15 protein-coding genes are annotated in these 18,105 nt (G+C 70.2%); 8 read left to right on the top strand and 7 right to left on the bottom strand.

Going from position 1 to position 18,105, the window contains the following annotated elements; genetic code table 11:
- Positions 1-7: 7 nt before the first annotated feature.
- From ABD240_RS07350 to ABD240_RS07340, 3 genes are read right to left on the bottom strand one after another with little or no spacing between them, the layout of a single operon-like run.
- On the bottom strand, positions 8-1,288 hold the full coding sequence (locus tag ABD240_RS07350) for an ArgE/DapE family deacylase (protein WP_344336608.1): 1,281 nt from the start codon (positions 1,286-1,288) through the stop codon (positions 8-10).
- Between the two features lie 2 nt (positions 1,289-1,290).
- Positions 1,291-2,529, bottom strand: a complete 1,239-nt coding sequence (locus ABD240_RS07345) for a diaminopropionate ammonia-lyase (RefSeq protein ID WP_344336606.1) — start codon at positions 2,527-2,529, stop codon at positions 1,291-1,293.
- On the bottom strand, positions 2,526-3,845 hold the full coding sequence (locus ABD240_RS07340; RefSeq protein WP_344336604.1) for a M20 family metallo-hydrolase: 1,320 nt from the start codon (positions 3,843-3,845) through the stop codon (positions 2,526-2,528). The genes ABD240_RS07345 and ABD240_RS07340 overlap by 4 nt, the downstream gene beginning before the upstream one ends.
- Positions 3,846-4,040: 195 nt before the next feature.
- Between ABD240_RS07340 and ABD240_RS07335 the strand changes: the two genes are divergently transcribed.
- Complete coding sequence (locus ABD240_RS07335) at positions 4,041-4,934, top strand: LysR family transcriptional regulator (RefSeq protein ID WP_291791461.1); 894 nt, start codon at positions 4,041-4,043, stop codon at positions 4,932-4,934.
- A gap of 172 nt (positions 4,935-5,106) precedes the next feature.
- Here ABD240_RS07335 and ABD240_RS07330 read toward each other — a convergent pair whose 3' ends face one another.
- On the bottom strand, positions 5,107-6,762 hold the full coding sequence (locus ABD240_RS07330) for a SulP family inorganic anion transporter (RefSeq protein ID WP_425546999.1): 1,656 nt from the start codon (positions 6,760-6,762) through the stop codon (positions 5,107-5,109).
- Positions 6,763-6,894: 132 nt separating this feature from the next.
- On the opposite strand from ABD240_RS07330, the gene ABD240_RS07325 reads away from it, so the two are divergent.
- Both ABD240_RS07325 and ABD240_RS07320 read left to right on the top strand, forming a co-directional pair.
- Positions 6,895-7,350, top strand: coding sequence for a MerR family transcriptional regulator (locus ABD240_RS07325; protein ID WP_291791458.1), 456 nt, complete (start codon positions 6,895-6,897; stop codon positions 7,348-7,350).
- Positions 7,347-8,414: a bile acid:sodium symporter gene (locus tag ABD240_RS07320; RefSeq protein ID WP_291791455.1), complete on the top strand. Its 1,068-nt coding sequence runs from the start codon at positions 7,347-7,349 to the stop codon at positions 8,412-8,414. The genes ABD240_RS07325 and ABD240_RS07320 overlap by 4 nt, the downstream gene beginning before the upstream one ends.
- A gap of 134 nt (positions 8,415-8,548) precedes the next feature.
- Here ABD240_RS07320 and ABD240_RS07315 read toward each other — a convergent pair whose 3' ends face one another.
- The 3 genes from ABD240_RS07315 to ABD240_RS07305 all read right to left on the bottom strand — a co-directional run bounded on the left by ABD240_RS07315 (position 8,549) and on the right by ABD240_RS07305 (position 12,547).
- Complete coding sequence (locus ABD240_RS07315; protein ID WP_344336601.1) at positions 8,549-9,508, bottom strand: phosphotriesterase family protein; 960 nt, start codon at positions 9,506-9,508, stop codon at positions 8,549-8,551.
- Between the two features lie 115 nt (positions 9,509-9,623).
- Positions 9,624-11,132, bottom strand: coding sequence for a serine hydrolase domain-containing protein (locus ABD240_RS07310; RefSeq protein ID WP_344336600.1), 1,509 nt, complete (start codon positions 11,130-11,132; stop codon positions 9,624-9,626).
- Positions 11,129-12,547, bottom strand: a complete 1,419-nt coding sequence (locus tag ABD240_RS07305) for an APC family permease (RefSeq protein ID WP_291791445.1) — start codon at positions 12,545-12,547, stop codon at positions 11,129-11,131. The genes ABD240_RS07310 and ABD240_RS07305 overlap by 4 nt, the downstream gene beginning before the upstream one ends.
- Positions 12,548-12,877: 330 nt before the next feature.
- Between ABD240_RS07305 and ABD240_RS07300 the strand changes: the two genes are divergently transcribed.
- From ABD240_RS07300 to ABD240_RS07280, 5 genes are all read left to right on the top strand, one after another.
- Positions 12,878-13,600 (top strand): GTP pyrophosphokinase, encoded by a 723-nt coding sequence (locus tag ABD240_RS07300; RefSeq protein ID WP_344336684.1) that lies wholly within the window; start codon positions 12,878-12,880, stop codon positions 13,598-13,600.
- Positions 13,601-13,892: 292 nt separating this feature from the next.
- On the top strand, positions 13,893-14,789 hold the full coding sequence (locus tag ABD240_RS07295; protein ID WP_344336597.1) for a methionine ABC transporter ATP-binding protein: 897 nt from the start codon (positions 13,893-13,895) through the stop codon (positions 14,787-14,789).
- Positions 14,789-15,451, top strand: coding sequence for a methionine ABC transporter permease (locus tag ABD240_RS07290; RefSeq protein WP_344336595.1), 663 nt, complete (start codon positions 14,789-14,791; stop codon positions 15,449-15,451). The genes ABD240_RS07295 and ABD240_RS07290 overlap by 1 nt, the downstream gene beginning before the upstream one ends.
- 151 nt (positions 15,452-15,602) lie before the next feature.
- Positions 15,603-16,529: a MetQ/NlpA family ABC transporter substrate-binding protein gene (locus ABD240_RS07285; protein ID WP_344336594.1), complete on the top strand. Its 927-nt coding sequence runs from the start codon at positions 15,603-15,605 to the stop codon at positions 16,527-16,529.
- On the top strand, positions 16,526-17,971 hold the full coding sequence (locus ABD240_RS07280; RefSeq protein WP_344336593.1) for an NtaA/DmoA family FMN-dependent monooxygenase: 1,446 nt from the start codon (positions 16,526-16,528) through the stop codon (positions 17,969-17,971). Before ABD240_RS07285 ends, ABD240_RS07280 begins: the two co-directional genes overlap by 4 nt.
- Positions 17,972-18,105 lie beyond the last annotated feature (134 nt).

Here is an 18,105-nt window from a genome sequence, read left to right as displayed (position 1 = left end):
CACCCCGCTACGCCGTGAACTCCCGCACCGTGCGCTCCAGCACGCGGCTCAGCGTGACGAGGGAGTCGAGGCTCACCCATTCCTCCGCCGCATGCGCGCCGGCCCCCACGGGACCGAACAGCACCGCGTCGATCCCCGCCTCGGCCAGCAGGGCGCAGTCCGTCCACGCCTGCATACCGGTCACCTCGGCCTCACGCCCGGTGACCTGCGCGTACGCCTCTCTGACCACTGGCACCACAGCGGAGTCCTCCCCTGCGTCGAAGGGCGGCCGTTCGAACGTCACCCGCACCTCCGCAGAGAACTCAGGATCACGGGCGGCGAGTTCATCGACGATCTCCCGCAGCTCCGCCTCCACGAAGGCCGCGTCCTCGCCGGGAACGGTGCGCCGCTCCAGCGTCACGGTGCACGCGTCCGGATAGCTCGAGACCTCCGCTCCGCCGGAGATGAGCGAAGCATGGACGCTGCCGGTGCCCAGCAGCGGCGTGCGCGGCCCGGCGGCCAGCCGCTCGCCGAGTTCACCCAGCGCAGTGAGGAAGGCACCTGCCCTGACGATCGCGTCCACACCCAGGTCCGGCCGCGAACCGTGCGCCGCCACACCGCGCACAGTCACCTCGGCCCACACGAAGCCGCGGTGCGCGGGCATGACGACCTCATCCGTGGGCTCGGGGACCACTGCGGCATCGATGCGGATGCCCTCCGCACGCAGATGGTCGAGGACCTCCTCCGTCCCGCCGCTCACGTCCTCCTCGTCCGCCACGAGCGCCACCACGATGTCCCCGCGCCGCAGCTCGCCTTCTGCCGCCCGCGCAGCCGCGAGCATGACCGCCGCCACCCCGCCCTTCATGTCGTAGGCGCCCCGGCCGTACAGCCTTCCGTCCACTATGCGAGGCTGCAGACCCGCGCCATCCGCGTAGGTGGTGAGGGAGACGGTGTCGAGGTGCCCGTTGAGCATGAGGGTCCGGCCGCGGTCCTCGCCCGCCGCCGAGGCCGTGCCCGCCGCAACACTGCCCGTCCCCCGTGCAATGCCCACCACGGACGGACGACCCGCGTTCCGCTCCAGCCGCACGCACTGGAAGCCGCGCGCGCTCAGCCAGTCCGTCACGAAGTCCGCGATGTCACCCTCCCCCGCGCCTCCCGGCACCAGGCCCGCATTCACGGAATCGATGCGGATGAGATCCGCCGTCAGCGCCTCGAGGTCCGTGCGCATCCGGCCATCCCCGTGCTGGAGTTCCGGTGATCGAGTCTCTGGTGCCGTCATCGCCTCGCTCCTGCCTGTCGTCTCTGCCATCGTCATCCGTCCACCGCAGGACCCACGGCCTCCCGGCCCGCTGCAGCCTCAGCCTCCCGGCCTGCCGCAGGACCGGCCGCAAGCCCCGCCTCAGGCAGCCCCACCGCTTCACGCAGCTCCACCGGCAGCGGGTTCGCGCTCCGTCCCTCCGTGCTCAGCAGCAGGATACGCGCACCCTCCGGCAGCAGCCGGCGCGCATGGAGCAGCCTCACACCTGCGAGCGAGGCAGCACCGCACGGCCCGGCGTCCACACCCACAGCTTCCAGGTCCACCACCGCACGCGCGGTCTCCTCATCCGTGACCACTGCGGCGAGGTCCACACCGGCGTGCAGCATGGGCCAGGAGGCGGCCGCGGGCGTGCCGCAGTTGAGGCCGGCCATGATCGTCGTGCCCGTCTCCACCGTGACCGGCCTCCCGGCGAGCAGCGAGGCGGTGAGCGAGGGAGCTGCGGAGGGCTCGACCGCGAGCACATGCGGCGCCGCACCGTCCGTGAGCGAGCGACTGTGCCTCACCACAGCCTCGGCGAAGGCACCCACACCCGTGGGAGCCGTGACGAGGGTGGGAGCAGGAGCGCCCCTTTCGCTCAACTGGCCGTATGCCTCCGTGAGCACCGTCCCGTAACCGTCCACGATCCACGCCGGGATGTCCTCGTAGCCCTCCCAGGAGGTGTCCTGCACGAGCAGAGAGCCCCCGCCCTCCGCCTCCCGGGCGGCATGGGCGACCACCTCGTCGTAATCCGATTCCAGCTCCGCCACCTCCGCGCCCTCACCGCGGATGGCGGCCACGGCCTCGGCGGAGATGCCCACCGGGGTGAAGATCCGCGCAGCCAGCCCCAGCATCGCCGCGGTCCGGGCCACCGCCCGGCCGTGGTTGCCGTCCGTGGCCGCCACGAGCTCGCACACCCCGGTCTCGCTGATCCGCTCACGGATCTCCTCCAGGGACAGCACCGCGTCCGAGGCCTCGCGCAGGTCGGGTGCACCCGGAGCCCCCTCCAGGCGCGCGGTCAGTGCGCGGGCGATCGCATAGCCGGCACCCAGCATCTTGAAGGCGGGCAGCCCGTAGCGTGCGGCCTCCTCCTTCACCCACACACGTTCGGCGCCCAGCTCCTCAGCGAGCTGCGGGAGCTCGATCAGCCGAGTGGGTGCGTACCCGGGCACGGAGCGGTGGAAGCCGCGGAGGTCCGCGGGCGGGGCGGTGCGCCAGAGGCGAGCGCGCGGGCGGGAGTGCACAGTGCTGGTCATGCGGGTGCTCCTGTCGATTCGGGGGCGGAGGGACCGGCAGCCGAACCCTCCGGCAGCTCCTGTGCCAGTCGCAGCACGGTGCTGGCCAGCACCGAGGCCCCTGCGGCGCAGTCCTCGGGCGTGGAGTACTCGCGCGGGTTGTGGCTGATCCCGTCGTACTGGCCGCGGACGAACACCATCGCGGCCGGTGCTATGGCGGCCATCTCCTGTGCATCATGGCCGGCGCCGGACATGAGACGCCGGACGGGATGGCCCAGATCCGCAGCGGCCTTCTCCATCGTGTCCTGGATGCCCTCGTCGAACGGCACCTGCGTGGTCCGCGCCATCCGCTGCGTCTCCACCCGCAGGCCGGGCTGGGTCTCCGGCAGCGTCTCGAGGAAGGCGGCGAGGTCACGTTCGGCGGCCTCCATGCGGCGGTCCTCCGGATTGCGCAGATCCACGGTGAGCTCCGCGCGGTCCGGCACCACACTGGGCAGACCGGGCGAGGTCGCGATGTGCCCGACCGTGGCCCGCAGCCTGCCGTATCTGCCGGAGTCCACCATCTCGCGCACCTTCACGACGATCTGCGCGGCGGCGAGCCCGGCGTCCACACGCAGCTCTGTGGGGGTGGTGCCGGCATGGGCGGCACGCCCGTGGAGGGTCACGCGCTGCCAGGCGATGGCCTGCACTCCGGTGACGACCCCCACGGAGAACTCCTCCGCCAGGAGCACCGGACCCTGTTCGATGTGGCATTCGACGTAGGCGTGCGGCGCGTCCATGCGCACTGGCCGCGTGCCCTTGAAGCCGATCCGCTCCAGCTCGTCGCCCAGCCGCAGACCCTGGGCATCCGTGAGTCCGTAGGCGTACTCGAGGCTGAGTCTGCCGGCCGCCACCGCGGAGCCGAGCATGTCCGTGCCGAACCGCACGCCCTCCTCCTCCGTGAACGCCGCGACGACGACGGGACGCTGGGTCTCGATGCCCAGCGCATCGAGCGTGCGGACGGTCTCGAGGCCGCTGAGCACCCCCAGGCACCCGTCGAACGCACCGGCCGTGCCCACCGTGTCGATGTGCGAGCCCACGAGCACCGGCGCGAGCTCCGGGCGCAGTCCCTCGCGTCTGCCGAAGATCGTGCCCATCTCGTCGACGGTCACGGCGAGCCCCGCCTCCTCCATCCAGGCGATGAGAAGCCTGCGCCCGGCGGCGTCGGCGTCCGTCAGCGACTGCCGGTTCACGCCCGTGAGCCCCGTGGCCGCGTCCTCGTAGGCGCCTATCCGGGCGAGTTCCTTGAGCGAGGCCCAGAGCCGTTCGCCGTCCACCGTCACCGTGTGCGCAGACATGCCTGCATCCGTCATCGCCATCCCTTCCTGCGGTTCTCCGGGCCCTGATGGTGCTCCGCACCCTGGTGGTTCTCCGCACTCCCGCGCGATCCCCTTGGCCCTCTGTGGTCCACCCTAGGAAGCACTCGCAGTTCGGTCGATACGATGATTCCGAACATGACCAGTCGGCCCAGCCGATGTATCAGAGGAACACCCATGTATGACCTCCACCGGCTCCGCCTCCTGCGCGAGCTGAAGTACCGCGGCACTCTCGCGGAGGTCGCCCGTGCCCTCGGCTACAGCCCGTCCTCCGTCTCCCAGCAGCTGAGCATCCTCGCGCGGGAGGCTGGCACTCCCCTGCTCGAGGCGGCCGGACGCGGGGTCGCCCTCACCCCGGCGGCCGAGGTCCTCGTGGAGCACACGGAGCGGATCCTCGCGGAGATGGAGAGCGCACGCGCGCAGGTGGCCGCGAGCCGCGGGACGGTCTCCGGCAGCGTCAGGCTGGCCGCCTTCCAGACCGCCGCGCACACCTTCGTACCGGGGGCCGTGGCGGCTCTGCACGCCGCACATCCCGGGGTGCGGGTGCGGGTGAGCCACATCGGGGCCGAGGCCGCCCTCCCCGCGCTCATCGCCGGTGACTTCGACCTGGTCCTGTGGGAGCGGTACCCCGGTCGCCCCCTGCACACCACGACCGGAGCCGAGGACGAGGTCCTGGGAGAGGATCCCCTCCACCTCGCCGTGCCGTCAGCGTGGGTGCGGGAGACGGGCGATCCGAGCCCCTCGGCGCTGACCGGGCATCCCTGGGTCATGGAGCACCCGGGCTCCGATCCGCGCGAATGGGCGGTGGCGGAGTGCAGGCGGGCGGGCCTCGAACCGGAGGTGGCCTTCGAGTCCGCGGATGTGCTCCTCCATGCGCGGCTGGTGAGCGACGGGTATGCGGCGGCGTTCCTGCCGCGGCTCGGGCTGCCTGTCTCCCCATCGTTCCGGGTGGGCGCACCGGTCGCCGCGCGCACCGTCCTCATGTCCCGCCGGTCCGGCCGCAGCAGCGACCCCGCGGTCCGCGCCCTCGCGAGCGCATTGCGCGAGACCTCCGCCCCGCTGCTGCAGTGAGCCGGCGCCGAGGCACGGACCGAAGGGCTCGCTCAGCCGGACGGCGCAGTTCCCATCGCTCAGCGGTTCAACGTTTCGCAGTTTCCAACGGTGTTCATACGTGTACGCGTGCGCACACCGTTGGAAACTGCGAAACGTCGGCGCTACGACTCACCGCAGCTTCCCGCACAGCTCAGTCCCGGCGCCGCAGGCGCTCCCGCATCCGGCGGCTCGCCTCGTTCAGCCCCACGATCTCCACCGTCGTCCCGTGCTGGGCGTACTTGTCCGTCACGGACTCCAGCGCCGTCACCGTCGAGTAGTCCCACACGTGGGACCGGTCCATGTCGATGACGACCCGCTGCGGGTCCCCGGCGTAGTCGAACATCGTGTAGAGGTCGTTGGAGGAGGCGAAGAACAGTTCGCCGGTGACGGTGTACCGGGCCACGGCCTCGGCGCCCGCAGCCTCTGCAGGCACGAGCTCCCGCTCCACCTGCACGAAGTGGGCGACCCGGTTGGCGAACGCGACCATCGCCACGAGCACGCCGAGGATCACTCCCACCGCGAGGTTGTGGGTCCACACCGTGCCCACCACCGTCACGAGCATCACCGCGAGTTCCGACTTGGGCATGCGGCGCAGCGTGGCCGGCCGGATCGAGTGCCAGTCGAACGTCGCCCAGCACACGAACAGCATGACGGCCACCAGCGCGGCCATGGGGATCAGCGCGACCACGTCGCCGAGCACCACCACGAGGACCAGGAGGAACACCCCGGAGAGGAAGGTCGAGATGCGGGTGCGCGCACCGGAGGCCTTCACATTCATCATCGTCTGCCCCACCACGGCGCAGCCGCCCATACCGCCGAGGAAGCCGGTGACGATGTTCGCCGCGCCCTGCCCCCAGGCCTCACGGGTCTTGTCCGAGCGGGTGTCCGTGATGTCGTCGACCAGCTTGGCCGTCATGAGCGACTCCATGAGCCCCACCAGCGCCATGGCCAGCGAGAACGGCGCGATCACGGTGAAGGTCTCCCACGTGAGCGGGACGTCCGGCAGGAACAGCACCGGCAGCGCATCCGGCAGTTCGCCCTTGTCCCCCACCGTCGGCACGTCGAGGTCCGTGACCGCCACCGTGACCGTGAGCAGCACGATCACCACGAGCGGAGCGGGCACGGCCTGCGTGAGCCGCAGCAGCACGAACACGAGGAGCAGGCCCACGGCCGCCAGCGCATAGGCGATCCACGGGCTCCCCCATATCTCCTGCACCTGCGTGAGGAAGACGAGGATCGCCAGGCCGTTGACGAACCCCACCATCACCTGCCGCGTGATGAAGCGCATGAGGCGGGCCGCTCCCAGCAGGGCCAGCACCACCTGGAACACACCGGCGAGGATCACGGCTGCAATGAGGTGCTGGAGCCCGTGTGAGGCCATGAGCGGTGCGATGACGAGCGCCACGGCCCCGGTGGCCGCGGAGATCATCGCGGGCCGGCCGCCCAGCACGGCCGTCGTCACCGCCATCGTGAAGGAGGCGAAGAGACCCACACGCGGGTCCACCCCGGCGATGACGGAGAAGGCGATGGCCTCCGGGATGAGGGCGAGCGCCACGACGAGACCGCCCAGCACCTCGGTCCTCAGCCAGCCCGGTCGCCGCAGGGTCGCGCGGACGCTCCGGCGCTCCAGGGGAGCGGGCAGCGCGGAGGAAGACCCCGCGCCCGAGGCCGCCTCGCCGGTGCCCGCATGCTGAGGAACGGCAGGGTCAGGGAAGGTCTCGGACACGGGTGCTCCTGGCTGGGCTGAACGGGAACGGACTGCAGCGAACTGCGTGGGGCGAAGCGCCGGGATCCGGCACTCCAACATTGACGCGCGGTCAAGGTTCAGCGGCAACCTTATCCCCGCGTTAAGGTTGAGGCCAGCCAGGGCAGCCGCACCGGCGGGCCGCTGCGCACATCCACCACGCACCCGCACACCACCGCAGAGGTACCGGTTTCCATGCACATCGGGGAGATGGCCGAGCGCTCAGGCCTGTCGTCGCGCACGCTACGCCACTACGAGAGCATCGGCCTCATTCCGCCCACCGGCCGCACAGAGGGCGGCTACCGCCTCTATTCGGAGGACGACCTCCGCAGGCTCATGACGATCCGGCGGATGAAGGCGCTGAGCTTCTCCACGGCGGAGATGGGCGAGCTGCTGACACTGCTCGACGTCATCGAGGCGGAGGAGACCGGCGGGAGCACCGAGGCGGTGGCGGATACCTGTTCGGCGCAGGAGACCACCGCGGAGGCCGGAACGGAAACCTGCGCGCGGGCCGCCTCCCTCACCAAGGAGCAGGCGCGCGCACAGCTGCTGGCGATGCAGGCGGAGGCGCAGGCCCGCCGCGAGAAGCTCGCCCGGCAGGTGGAGCGCGCCGACGAGTTCCTCGGCATCCTCCGCGACCGCCTCGCATGAGGTGCCCGCGCCGCCGCTCGCCGCGTTCCCGCAGCGCACCGGGCCCCGGCGATCCCGGCCCGGACCGCACGATCCTGCCCCGCGGCGCCCTGCCCCGCGGCACCCTTTCCCGCGAGGCGCTCGAACGGCATCAGGTGTGGTGGTATCTCACCGCAGTGCTCATCGGGGCGGCTCTCGGACTGCTGCTCCCGGAGGCCTCGGCACACCTGGACCTCGCCGTCTGGCCGGTGCTCGGCCTTCTCCTGTTCGCCACGTTCGCGCAGATCAGCATGCGGGACATCCCCCGCGCACTGCGCGACCGGCGCTTCCTCGCCTCCGCCCTCGTCGCCAACTTCGTCCTGGTGCCGCTGCTCGTGACCGGGATCGTGCGGCTGGTCCCGCAGGAGGATCCCCTGGTGCTGGGTCTCCTGCTCGTCCTGCTCGTGCCGTGCACGGACTGGTTCCTCACCTTCACGCACCTGGGCGGCGGGGACACAGCGCGCGCCTCCGCACTCACCCCGCTGACGCTGTGCCTGCAGCTGCTCCTGCTCCCGCTCTACATCCGCCTCTTCACGGGCCTCGGCGGAGTCTTCACGCCGGAGTCCCTGGCGCCGGCGCTCGGCGTGCTGGGTCTGCCGCTGCTCGCCGCGGTCATCGCCGAGGCCGCCGCGCCGCGCGCACCATTCCTCCAGCGCGTGCGCTCCGGCTCCGGGATCCTGCCTGTGCCCCTGCTGGCGCTGGTGCTCCTCCTGGTCTCCGCCTCCCACATCACACAGGCGGCGCGGAGTGCGACCGCACTGCCCTGGGTGCTCCTGGCTGCGCTGCTCTACCTGGCGGGAGCGCTGCTGATCGCGGTGCTGGTCTCCCGGACGGTACGCCTGCCGGTGGAGCAGGGCAGGACGCTGGCCTTCTCGCTGGGCACGCGCAACTCCTTCATCGTCCTGCCGTTCGCACTGTCGCTGCCCGCCGGCTGGGAGGTGTCGGCCGCCGTGATCGTCACGCAGTCGCTCATCGAGCTGCTGGGCATGATCGCGTGCGTCCGCCTCATCCCGCGCGTGCTGTTCCGAGAGCGGACTCACTATTAGACAGGGTACCTTTACACTAAGCGTACTTAGACCAAGTACACCGCGCATCAGACGTTCTGCATCTTCTCACGCTCGCCGTGCTCGTACACAAGTGAATGCGACCAGAAGGTGCAGAACATTCCGGACGCATCCCCTCACTCGAAGTACCGCCGGATGTTGTCCACGAGCATGGTCTCGATCTGCTCCTCGCCCACGCCCCTCTCGCGGAGCGCCGGGAGCACGTCCTCGCTGATGTGGCGGAAGTTCCACTGCGGCGAGACCTGTTCCTTGGCCTCCGGGTCGAACCAGTCGATGAAGCAGGAGGCGTCGTGGGCGAGCACCATGCGCTCCGCGTACCCGGCCTCGGCGAGCGCCGCCACGGTGTTCACGCGGTCCTCGAACGGCAGCAGCACGTTGAGGCCGAACCTGTCCATGCCCAGCAGTGAGCCTGCGTCCGCGAGCTCCTTGAGGTAGTCCAGGTCCGTCGTGTCCCCGGAGTGGCCGATCACCACCTTGGTGAGGTCCACCCCCTCCTCACGGAGCACCCGCTGGGCGACCAGACCGGACCGGGTGTGCGGATTGGTGTGCACCGTGATGGGCGCGCCGGTGCGCACGTGGGCCTGGCCCACGGCCCGCATGACCCGCTCGACCCCCGGTGTGAGGCCCTGCTCCTCGATGGCGCACTTGAGGAACGCCGCGCGCACCCCGGTGTCCGCGATGCCCTCGGTGAGGTCGCGCACGAAGAGCTCCGTGAGCGGTTCCGGCTGGTCGAAGAGCAGGCCCGGCCCGGAGTAGTGGAACTGGAAGGGGATCTCGTTGTAGGTGTACAGCCCGGTGGCGGGGACGATCGTGAGGTCCGTCTGCGCGGCGATCCGCTGGATGCGGGGGATGTAGCGCCCGAGGCCCAGGACGGTGGGATCGAGGATCGTGTCGAAGCCCAGGCCCTTCAGTTCGTTGAGATCCGCGACGGCCTGGGCGACCTTCTCCTCCTCGTCCCAGTCGTCCTGGTAGTTGAGCCTGTGCTCCTCCCCCAGGACGAACACGTGCTCGTGCGCCAGCGTCCTGCCCAGCTCCGCGCTGTCCACCGGGCCCGTGACGGTCTGCACCTCTGCCATGAGCTTCTCCTCCCGCGACTCAGCCACGCCCTCGTGGCCGCCCACAGCTCTGTGGGTGGCCTCACCGTAGCAACTGCAGGGCAGGGAGCTCAGAGCCGAGGCACCCTGTCCGGTCTCATCCCGGCCGCCCCTCGGCCACCCGGACGTCGATCTTCTGCACCCGGCCGAAAGGACTGAGCTGCATGCGCACCTCTCGCACCCCGCGCGGACCCCGCACCGACCAGCTCGCTTGAGCGGCCGTGGACCAGGTGATCCCGCGGCCGGCCTCCCCGAGGTCCGGGCCGCTCCCGCCGCCCTCCGGCGCATCCACGGCGCCCGTGGCCGCTCCACCCTCCACGCCGAGGTCCTCACCCGTGGCACGCAAGGCCTCTGCGAACTGCGCCCTGCGCTCCCCGCGCGGGAAGTCGCGGTCCATGTTTTCCGCGAAGACCTCGTCAGCGATCGCATCGTCCCAGTGCTGGATGAGCGCCTCCACCCGGCATGCGATGCGATGTGCGCTCTCACTCGGAGGATTCCTCCAGACGGCGTGGCCCGCCTTCTGCGCCACCGGCGGGAGCCTGTAGCCCAGCGCGGCCACACACTCATCCAGCGCCGCCGCCGCGTACTCCTCTGCGGAGAAGTACGTGAGGTTCCCCATCACGACCACGGCGCTGCGCGTCGCGGGGTGCCAGCGCATATGGGAGCCGAAGCCCGGGTACCCGCCCGAGTGGTAGAGGATCTCCCCCGCCCGCCGGTCCGCGCGGTGGTGGAGCCCGTAGCCGTAGGACTCCGCGACGGCGCCCTCGGCGGATTCCCGCAGTTCGTAGAAGCGCTGCGGCTGCTGCATGTCCCGCAGCGGCCGGGCCCACGGTCCCTCCGCGTCGAGCGGACCGCTGATCGAGACGGCGTCGAGCAGCCAGCCGATCCACACCATGAGATCACGCACGGTCGAGAACATCCCGCCGATGGCGGAGAAGGCCCCCGGAGCGCTGTACGGCAGCTCCTCCAGTCCGCCGTACACCGTGCGCCGGAAGCCGGTGACCAGCGCGTCCTCCGGCAGCTCACGGAAGTCGAAGCCGGAGGAGCGCATCCCCAGCGGGTGCAGGAGCTCGTGCTCGACGACCTCGCGGTACGGCTTGCCCGTCAGCTCCTCCACCAGCCGGCCGAGCAGCGCATAGCCGAAGTTCGAGTACTCGTAGGCGGTGCCGGACAGTGCCGTGGTGAGCGGACGCCCCTGCAGCAGGTCGTCCATCTCGGTGCGGGAGATGCTCTCCAGCCGGTCCGCCCAGGGATCGTCCGTGGGGAGACCGCCCGCCATCGCCAGTGCGTCCCGCACCGTGATCCGGCTGAGCGCCCCCTGCTCTCGGATCCGGGGGATGTGATCCCCCAGAGGCGCGTCGAGGTCCAGTCCGGCACCCGCTCCGATGAGGCCGTGCCTGATCCCGAGGACGGCCGCCGCGGTGAACGACTTGGTCATCGAGGCGATCCGGAAGATCCGGTCCGTCCTCTCTCCGTCGACCAGCCTCCCGTCCACCATCAGCCCCCAGGCGATCTCGGGGGTGCTCAGCAGCGGGAGCGAACGTTCGAGGCCTGCCCGGACGCGGGTGCGGGCGGCCTCGACGAGCTGTGCGGAAACGCCTCTCATCGGAGGGAGCCCCGTTCCAGCATCGAGTAGGAGTCGCCGAGGAGCGACTGCAGCGCGTCAGTCCTCGTCCTGGGCCTTGCGACCAGGTACAGGAGCAGGCCGAGGACCAGCCATACACCCAGGATGATGTACTCCGCGGGCCAGACCAGCGACGCCCCCGAGTTGGGCACAAGCGCCCAGACGATGACCGCGACGGCCCCCAGGGCGCCGATGGCGGGCAGGAACCAGAGCCGGGAGACGTAGGGGCGCTCGAGGCCCGGATAGCGCCGCGGCAGGAGGTACTTGGAGAGCACCACCATGAACCACACGAGCCCCAGGTAGACGCCGCCGGTGTCGAGGAACCACACGACCGCTCCCGGTCCCAGCCACCCGAGGCCCAGGGTGACCGCCGCAGTGAAGAGGAGCGCGACGTGCGGAGTCCGCCTGCGCGGGTGGACGGCGGAGAGCCCTTCGGGGAGAAGCCTCGCCCGGCCCATGGCGACGAGGACCCTGGAACTGGCGACGAAGAGCCCCAGGAAGCTGGTCAGCAGGCCGAGGAAGGCGATGAGATACGCGCCCACGGCGAGGACCGGGAACCCCGCCGCCTGGAATGCGGACACCGTGCCCAGCGGCATCGCCGCCGTCTCCTCCCAGGGGAACACCCAGGCGGTGGCTGCGAGGACGAGGCAGTAGAAGCCTCCCGCCGCCAGGACGGTGATGACCACAGCCCGCCCGATGCGGCGCGCGGGGATCTTCGCGTCCTCCGCGAGCACGGAGACCAGGCCGAAGCCGGCGAGGAAGGTCATGCTCGGGATCACGAACCGCAGCGTGTCGGCGAGCGCGTTGGAACCGGGATGGTAGGCGGGCAGGAAGTTGTCCGCGGAACCCGCCGAGAAGCCGGTCACCGCGAGGGCGGCTCCGATGATGACGATCGCGGCGAACATCGCCAGCTGCACCTGGGCGCCGACCTCGATCCCGTACCAGTTCAGCACGAGGAACAGCAGCGTGAGCGCCACACCGACCAGCAGGACGGGGAGGTACACGGTCTCGCCGTTGATCGTGTAGAGCGGAATCGTGTTGAACACAGGGAAGAAGTTGCCGAGCAGATAGCCGAAGGCGGTGACGTAGAAGGCCAGGGAGGAGACGTAGGCGCCCAGCAGCATCCAGCCGGTGAAGAAGGAGGCCCTGCGGCCCAGCGCCGTGTACGAGAACACCACCTCCCCGCCCGCCCGTGGGAATGCGGAGGTGAGCTCGGAGTAGGCGAGGGCCACGCAGGTTGCGAGCAGCACACCGATCGCGAGGCCCAGGACCACTCCTCCGGCCCCGTAGGAGTCGAACAGGAGCGAGTTCGTGTAGATCCAGCTCGAGCCGACCACTCCGGCTATCCCGAACGCCAGGAGCTGTAAGAGCCCCAGAGACTTCTTCAGTTCCGCCATGTCATTCTGCTCCCGTTCGACGTCGCGGTGCGAAGACGTCCGCGCGGCCTCGCATCCGTATCACCTTTTAAGGTATGGCAAAAATACCTTTCATGGTTGCGAATGTCACCCCCTGATCACGTGGCGGAAGCCGGCATCGGCGGAGGATCCGCACCGCCGCCACGGCAGCACGAGCCGCGGGCGGCGAACACCCGCCCCGGTGCGAATGCACACATCCCTCTCAGCACACCGCCGCGTAGAATCGGAAGGCCGCAGCGACGATCGGACACCCGTGGCGAAGGAGGCAGGGAACCGGTGAGAGAACGAGAGCAGGACGGCACCGATGCGGAGATGCTCGCCTTCGCCCGCCGCACCCGCGCGAGCTTCAGCCGGTTCATGATGGAGTACCGGTTCGCCGTGGACACGGTCCTCACCAAGGTGAACATCCTCCGCGACGAGTTCCTGCACCTCCACGAGTACAACCCCATCGAGCACGTCACCTCACGGGTGAAGACACCGCAGAGCATCCTGGAGAAGGTGGCGCGCAAGGGCTGTGAGCCCACGCTGGACTCCATCCGGGAGACGATCACGGACATCGCCGGAGTCCGCATCACCTGCGCCTTCATCGCAGACACCTACCGCATACTCGATGCCCTGACCAGCCAGGACGACGTCCGCATCATCGAGATCAAGGACTACATCGCCCGCCCCAAGGCCAATGGGTACAAGAGCCTCCACGCGATCATCGAGGTGCCCGTGTACCTCTCCACGGGAGCGGTGCCGGTCATCGTCGAGGTGCAGATCCGGACCATCGCGATGGACTTCTGGGCGAGCCTGGAGCACAAAATCTTCTACAAGTACTCCGGCGAGGTGCCCTCGCACCTCTCCGACGACCTCTCCCAGGCGGCGGCCACCGCGGAGCAGCTCGACCTCCGCATGGCGGAGCTGCACTCCGAGACCCGCGGCGCGGAGCTCGAGGTCAGCAGATCCGCCGAGGTCGTGGATGAGGTGGACGAGAAGGTGCTGGCCCAGCTCTGGGAGCTCACCCGGCGGGCCGAGCGCGACGACGTCTGAGGGCCGCGGAACGGCGGGGAGATCCCGCACATGTCGCTGCGTTGCGGCGCGTGACGTCCGATGACGGCGGCGGGTCCTGCACCGTCACCCGCACGGAAGGATGAGGCGCAGTAGTTGTGCCATCCAGAGCGACCGAGAGATCTGGCTCGATGACGTCGCAGCAACCGCCGTGATCTGCTCAGGCAGCCCGTCCCGGCAGACCGATCCGCCCGGCGGCAGGTCTGCCGGAGCACGCAGGCCTGCCGTGCGGATCCGGAACCGGTGCTACCGCCAGCTTCGATGGAGTGTTGCGATGATCTCCCTGCGCCGCGTCTCGACGTCCTTCCCCTCGCGGGGCGGGACGAGCCTGCTCGCCGTCGACGATGTGAGCCTCGAGGTGCCCCGCGGGAGCATCCAGGGGATCATCGGATTCTCCGGCGCGGGCAAGTCCACCCTCCTGCGCAACATCAACCTGCTGGAGCGGCCCACCGCCGGCGAGGTCTGGATCGACGGCACGGAGCTCACCGCCCTGAGCGAGGAGCAGCTCCGGCAGGCCAGGCACCAGATAGGGATGATCTTCCAGGGCTTCAACCTGGTGAATAACCTGACGGTGAGCCAGAACGTCGCCCTCGCCCTCAGGTTCGCCGGGGTGAAGGACAGGACGGAACGCCGGCGGCGTGCGGCCGAGTCGCTGGAGATCGTCGACCTCGGCGAGAAGGCGGACTCCTATCCGGCGCAGCTCTCCGGCGGGCAGAAGCAGCGCGTGGCGATCGCCCGCGCGCTCACCACGCGACCCCAGGTGCTGCTCTGCGACGAGCCCACCAGTGCCCTCGATCCCTTCACCACCGCGACGGTCCTCCAGTACCTGGCGGACATCAACCGCGAGCTGGGCATCACGGTCGTGGTGGTCACCCACGAGATGGAGGTCGTCAAGGCTCTGGCCGACACCACCGCGGTCATGGAGGGCGGACGGATCGTCGAGCGGTTCACCGCCGCGGACTTCGCGCGCACGGACTTCACCCCGCAGACCTCGATCGGCCGCTACCTGGTGAGTGACGGCATCAGGATCGACCGCGGGGACCGCGACGCGCACACCGAGGCCGTCCTCGCGCCCGCAGAAGCGAACGAGACCTCGGAGGCCCCAAGGGCAGTCTCCCCTGCGCCCACCTCGGGCTCCGCGGTCTTCGCACCCACAGGAGGCGCACGCTGATGGACCGCATCATGGAACTGCGCCCCGAACTGCTCGAGGCGCTGGGGCAGACCTTCGTCATGATCGGCGTCGCGATCCCCCTCGCCGTCCTCGTGGGCACGCCGCTGGGCATCTGGCTGTTCGTCCACGCCCCCGGGAGCATCTCGCCCTCGCCCAAGACCCACGCGGTCGTGGACACGATCGTGAGCATGCTGCGCTCGTTCCCCTTCCTCATCCTCCTCATCGCGATCATCCCGATCACCCGGTTCCTGGTGGGCACCACGGTGGGCACGGCCGCGGCCATCGTCCCGCTCACGGTCAATGCGATCCCCTACTTCGCCCGGCTCGTGGAGCAGAACATCTCGCAGCTGGGCACGGGTGCCGTCGAGGCCTCGCGCGCCATGGGCGCCACCCAGGGCCAGATCATCCGCAATGTGCTGCTGGTGGACGCCCGCCCCGGCATCATCGGCTCCATCACCGTCACGACCGTCAGCTTCATCTCCTACTCCGCGATGGTGGGCCTGGTGGGCGGCGGCGGGATCGGCGACTTCGCCATCCGCTACGGCTACTACCGCTACGAGACCGGCGTGATGCTGGTGGCCGTCGTCCTCATGGTCGTCCTCGTCTCACTCGTGCAGTGGGGTGGCAACCGTCTGGTGAGGGTCGCGGACAAGCGCCTCTGACCGGCCCGTACCCGAGGCCCCGAGCGGGTGCGCGGATCCGTCCGGCTCCTGCTCCGCCTCCGGCGCCCAGCCCCTCCCCACTCACACTCCGGCCGCGCACACGGGCCGGTCCCCACACCCTTCATCCGCACCCCTTCCCTCAGGAGCCCCCATGCCGCACCCACCCCGTCCTCACCGCACCGGTCGTGCCCTCCGCACCTCCCTCCCCCGGCGCGCCGCCCTCGCCGCGACCGCGGTCCTCGGCCTCGCCTCGTTCACAGGCTGCGGTCTGGTCAACGCCGCGGGCGGCGGGGACGACAGGACGATCCGAATGATCGTCACCGAGTCCGCGCCGTACCAGGAGCCCACGGAGATCGCCAAGGAGCTGCTGGCGGACGAGGGCTGGACCCTGGAGACCACCTACGTCACGGACATCATCCAGCCCAACCAGGTGGTGCAGCAGGGCGAGTACGACGCGAACTTCTTCCAGCACCTCGCCTATCTCCACCAGTTCAATCAGGACAACGACACCGAGGTGGCACCGGCGTTCTCCGTCTACTACGCGCCCAGCGGCATCTTCTCGCTCAAGCACGACAGCATCGAGGACCTCCCCGACGGCGCCACCATCTCCCTGCCGGTCGACACCGCCAACAACGGCCGCGGCCTCAAGCTCCTCGCGGAGGCCGGTGCGCTGGAGATCAACGAGTCCGTGCCCGTCACCGAGCTCTCCCAGCGCGACATCACCGACAATCCGCACGGGTTCGAGTTCGTCGAGATCGATCAGCAGTCCACCGCGCAGACCCTGCCGGACGTGGACGCCGGCCTCGCATTCGCGCGGCTGGTGGCCGAGGCCGGGCACGACGTGGAGAAGACGGCGCTCATCCTCGAGGACGACGAGGAGACGCAGGTGCCCTACACCAACGTCGTCGCCGTCACCCCCGACGAGGTGGCCTCGGAGAAGACCCGCGCACTGCAGGACGCCTTCCAGTCCCCGGAGGTCGAGGAGTGGTACGCCGAGTACCTGGGCGGCGCACTGGACTACGTGGACACCGTCACCGTCGACAACGCCGGCGAGACCTGGAAGGAATTCACCTCATGACCCCGCGCCCGCTCATCCTCTCCGCGTTCCTCATGAACACCACGAGCCACATCGTCGGCGGCGCGTGGCGCCGGGAGGAGGCGCAGCAGCACCGCTTCAACGAGCTGGCGCTGTGGGTGGACCTCGTGCAGGACCTCGAGGCGGCCGGCTTCGACATCGCCTTCTTCGCCGACGTGGTGGGCCTCTACGGCGACCACGAGGGCGGCTGGGCCTCCCACGTGCGGCGCGGCCTGCAGGTGCCCTCCAACGACCCGCTCGTGCTCCTCTCCGCCCTCGCCGCGGTGACGGACCGGATCGGCCTGGCGCTCACCTCGGCGGTCATCCAGGCGCACCCGTTCACCTTCGCCCGCCAGCTGTCCACCCTGGACCACCTCTCCGACGGGCGCGTGGGCTGGAACGTCGTCACCTCCGCCCTGGAGAACGCCCACCGCAACTACGGCGGTGCCGGCCTGGCCGCCCACGGGGACCGCTACGACCTCGCGGAGGAGTACCTGAACGTCTCCTACAAGCTGTGGGAGGGCTCCTGGGAGGACGGCGCCCTGCTGGCGGACAAGACGCGCGAGCACGCGCGCGGCACCGGCCTGCACGCGGATCCGGAGAAGATCGCGAAGATCCACCACTCCTCCGCGAACTACTCGGTGGAGGGCCCGCACCTGTCCTCCCCCTCACCGCAGCGCACGCCGTTCCTCTTCCAGGCCGGCTCCTCGCCGCGCGGGCGCGACGTGGCCGCCAAGCACGCCGAGGCCACGTTCTCGATGGCCCCGCGCCGGGACATCGCCGCGGAGCACGCGGCGGACATCCGCCGCCGCGCCGTGGAGCACGGCCGCGCGGCCGGCGACGTGAAGTTCATCCAGGGACTCTCCTTCGTGGTGGGCTCCACGGAGGCCGAGGCCAAAGCGCTGGCCGCAGACCTCGACGCCTCGATCGACGACGACGCGCTCATCGCCCACACCGGCGGCAGCATGGGTGTGGATCTGGGCTACCTTCCGCTGGACACGCCCATCGGCGAGCTCTCCACGGAGGGCGCGCAGGGGCACCTGGCGGAGCTGCGGAAGATGGCCCCGAACGGGAACACGACACTCCGGGACATGGCCCTCTTCCGTGCGCGCGCCACGCGCATCGTGGGCACGCCGGAGCAGATCGCGGACGAGCTGGCGGCCTGGCAGGAGGCGGGGATCGACGGCATCAACGTCATGAACTCCACCATTCCGGGCAGCTACCGCGAGTTCATCGACCACGTCCTCCCGGAGCTGCGCCGCCGCGGCCTGGCCAGGGCCCCGGAGGAGAAGGGCTCCGCGGCCGAGGCCCCGCGCACCCTGCGCGGCTCGCTCACCGGGCAGGACCGCCTCCCGGACACCCACCCGGCGGCGCGCTACCGCGGTGCCTTCCGCGAGTACAGCGCCGCGGCCACGGAGCTCTCCCGCGAGGAGCTGCGCGGCTGAGATGCGCGGCTGAGATGCCGGCTGAGATGCGCGGCTGAGATGCCGGCATAACACCCGTTTGTCGTCCGGCACACCCGCTTTTCTCCGCAGAGAAGCGGGCGTCCGGGGCGAGAAGCGGGAGTCATGGTCGCGTG

This window comes from Brevibacterium salitolerans, assembly GCF_039531405.1.
GTDB classification, from domain to species: domain Bacteria; phylum Actinomycetota; class Actinomycetes; order Actinomycetales; family Brevibacteriaceae; genus Brevibacterium; species Brevibacterium salitolerans.
The sequence above is the reverse complement of the archived record's forward strand: the minus strand, read 5'-3'. Positions and strand labels throughout refer to the sequence as shown.

Excerpts from the sequence above, each read along its gene's own strand:
- ABD240_RS07315 (WP_344336601.1), bottom strand. The coding sequence starts at position 9,508 with ATGGCAGAGGTGCAGACCGTCACGGGCCCGGTGGACAGCGCGGAGCTG.
- ABD240_RS07310 (WP_344336600.1), bottom strand. The coding sequence starts at position 11,132 with ATGAGAGGCGTTTCCGCACAGCTCGTCGAGGCCGCCCGCACCCGCGTC.
- ABD240_RS07295 (WP_344336597.1), top strand. The coding sequence starts at position 13,893 with ATGATCTCCCTGCGCCGCGTCTCGACGTCCTTCCCCTCGCGGGGCGGG.
- ABD240_RS07285 (WP_344336594.1), top strand. The coding sequence starts at position 15,603 with ATGCCGCACCCACCCCGTCCTCACCGCACCGGTCGTGCCCTCCGCACC.
- ABD240_RS07350 (WP_344336608.1), bottom strand. The coding sequence starts at position 1,288 with ATGGCAGAGACGACAGGCAGGAGCGAGGCGATGACGGCACCAGAGACT.
- ABD240_RS07280 (WP_344336593.1), top strand. The coding sequence starts at position 16,526 with ATGACCCCGCGCCCGCTCATCCTCTCCGCGTTCCTCATGAACACCACG.
- ABD240_RS07345 (WP_344336606.1), bottom strand. The coding sequence starts at position 2,529 with ATGACCAGCACTGTGCACTCCCGCCCGCGCGCTCGCCTCTGGCGCACC.
- ABD240_RS07305 (WP_291791445.1), bottom strand. The coding sequence starts at position 12,547 with ATGGCGGAACTGAAGAAGTCTCTGGGGCTCTTACAGCTCCTGGCGTTC.
- ABD240_RS07340 (WP_344336604.1), bottom strand. The coding sequence starts at position 3,845 with ATGTCTGCGCACACGGTGACGGTGGACGGCGAACGGCTCTGGGCCTCG.
- ABD240_RS07325 (WP_291791458.1), top strand. The coding sequence starts at position 6,895 with ATGCACATCGGGGAGATGGCCGAGCGCTCAGGCCTGTCGTCGCGCACG.
- ABD240_RS07335 (WP_291791461.1), top strand. The coding sequence starts at position 4,041 with ATGTATGACCTCCACCGGCTCCGCCTCCTGCGCGAGCTGAAGTACCGC.
- ABD240_RS07290 (WP_344336595.1), top strand. The coding sequence starts at position 14,789 with ATGGACCGCATCATGGAACTGCGCCCCGAACTGCTCGAGGCGCTGGGG.
- ABD240_RS07300 (WP_344336684.1), top strand. The coding sequence starts at position 12,878 with ATGCTCGCCTTCGCCCGCCGCACCCGCGCGAGCTTCAGCCGGTTCATG.
- ABD240_RS07320 (WP_291791455.1), top strand. The coding sequence starts at position 7,347 with ATGAGGTGCCCGCGCCGCCGCTCGCCGCGTTCCCGCAGCGCACCGGGC.
- ABD240_RS07330 (WP_425546999.1), bottom strand. The coding sequence starts at position 6,762 with ATGTTGGAGTGCCGGATCCCGGCGCTTCGCCCCACGCAGTTCGCTGCA.